This window comes from Nocardia wallacei (assembly GCF_029868745.1).
GTDB lineage: Bacteria > Actinomycetota > Actinomycetes > Mycobacteriales > Mycobacteriaceae > Nocardia > Nocardia wallacei_B.
In genome coordinates this window covers 1-1,503 of the sequence record NZ_JARWOP010000038.1, presented here as the reverse complement: position 1 = coordinate 1,503, position 1,503 = coordinate 1, and the positions used below count along the sequence as shown (strand labels likewise).

Annotated in this window: 3 protein-coding genes and 1 pseudogene; 1 reads left to right on the top strand and 3 read right to left on the bottom strand. The window is 67.1% G+C overall.

What is annotated here, in order from left to right; genetic code table 11:
* Positions 1-106: 106 nt before the first annotated feature.
* Both QH470_RS01810 and QH470_RS01805 read right to left on the bottom strand, forming a co-directional pair.
* Positions 107-658, bottom strand: coding sequence for a dihydrodipicolinate synthase family protein (locus QH470_RS01810; RefSeq protein ID WP_280270468.1), 552 nt, complete (start codon positions 656-658; stop codon positions 107-109).
* Positions 659-837: 179 nt separating this feature from the next.
* The gene (locus QH470_RS01805; RefSeq protein WP_280270467.1) at positions 838-1,146 is read right to left on the bottom strand and encodes a GNAT family N-acetyltransferase; all 309 of its coding nucleotides are present in this window, start codon (positions 1,144-1,146) and stop codon (positions 838-840) included.
* Between the two features lie 41 nt (positions 1,147-1,187).
* On the opposite strand from QH470_RS01805, the gene QH470_RS01800 reads away from it, so the two are divergent.
* Positions 1,188-1,343, top strand: a complete 156-nt coding sequence (locus tag QH470_RS01800; protein ID WP_280270466.1) for a hypothetical protein — start codon at positions 1,188-1,190, stop codon at positions 1,341-1,343.
* Positions 1,344-1,357: 14 nt separating this feature from the next.
* Here the strand turns inward: QH470_RS01800 and QH470_RS01795 are convergent.
* Positions 1,358-1,503: pseudogene (locus QH470_RS01795) on the bottom strand (IS481 family transposase); the annotation flags it as partial.

The following is a 1,503-nucleotide window of genomic DNA, read 5'->3' as shown; positions in this document are numbered from 1 at the left end:
CGAATCGATCACACGATGCGCAGCCTCGACCTTGTACTCGGCCGTGAACGACCGACGCTTACGAGGAGGCACACAGACATCCTAACCAGCGGGAACAACCATCCCGCTAACTCGGTGTCCACTCCCCGGGGTGAACCTCAGTGTACCCCTGCGTCACGGCGCGGTCCTTGCCGGAATCCTTCACCCCGCACACCAGCGGGAACCGGGACGCCAACCGCGCCACCAACTCCGGACCCAGTACGTTGCCGGTGTGGCGGGGGAAGTCGTACAGCAGCACCGGTCGTCGGGCGTGGTCGAGCACTTGGCCGAAGAAGTCCTCGATACCGGCTGGCGGGGCATCGGCGAAGAACCACGGCGGCAGCACCGCCAGGTAGTCGGCGAAATCGTTGGCGTGCTGGACCAACTCGATCACCTCACCGACGGCGCACGCTCCGGCCTGCACGATCAGCGTGTGCCGCCACGCCGCGCGGACGTATTCGGTCAGCTGGCGGCGTTCGCGCACACCCAAACTCGCGAACTCGCCGGTAGTGCCATTGACCAGCACAGTCGTAACACCGGCATGGTCCAGCAACGCCAGGTACTCCCCCATCGCCGCGAAGTCGACACTGCAGTCGGGACGGAACGGGGTCAAAGTGGCAACGATCGGAGACGCGAGCATGTCCTGATTCCTAAACCAGCCACCACACCCCCGTCGAGCAACACCCCCGACCGCGTGTTCCCACCCGCGCCTCACCAAGACTCTCCGCCGCCCAGGGCCCACCGGCGGCCTCGGCGAGCGCCCCGGCGACAGGCGAAATGAAGACGTTGCCGAGGGCGCCGCCTCGTGTACGAGCGGGCTCACGTGTCGAGAGGCTTGGTGAAATGCAGAGCGCTACCGTTGACCGAGGCGAAGCCCTTCCCACACGAAGAACCGCGCCGCTCCCACCGCCGCTGCGCCTGCGTATCGAGGACCACCGACAACTCGCGGGCTCCCGCTCGACGCGCATGGTCGGCGAACGCGCGCAGCAACCGCGACCCCACCCTGTCCCGGCTCAAGCACACCGACCAGAGCGACATGCCCGAGACCCGGCTCGCCACCGAGAACCCGCAATAGCCGTCCGGGCCGACCGCGACCAGCCGCGGTCGGGCGCCGTCGGATCCGGGCACATCCGCCCACCGCCGATGGGGAAGCAACTATCGCTGAGCCGGTGCGCAGCCTCCAACCGCTCAAGAAGGACTCGGAACGCGGCCAGCGCGACACGGTCAGCGGCGACCTGCTGACCGACCACGACAATCCTCACGCCTTCGACGATGTCACCAGCAGAGCGCGACCGCCCTCATCGATCACGAAGTCCACGGTGTAGAGGCTCTCCTCAGCCTAGGTGTACTGACCTGAGAGGTTGGGAATGCGGCTGGCTGGTGGGTGTCCGTCGAGTGCGGTGTGGCCGCGGTGGTGATTGTAGGTGTGTAGCCAGTCGGTGAACGCAGCGCGGCGCTCTGTCTCGGACCGGTAGGGGCGGGCGT

Coding starts and splice junctions, on each gene's coding strand:
- QH470_RS01810 (WP_280270468.1), bottom strand. CDS start 658: ATGCTCGCGTCTCCGATCGTTGCCACTTTGACCCCGTTCCGTCCCGAC.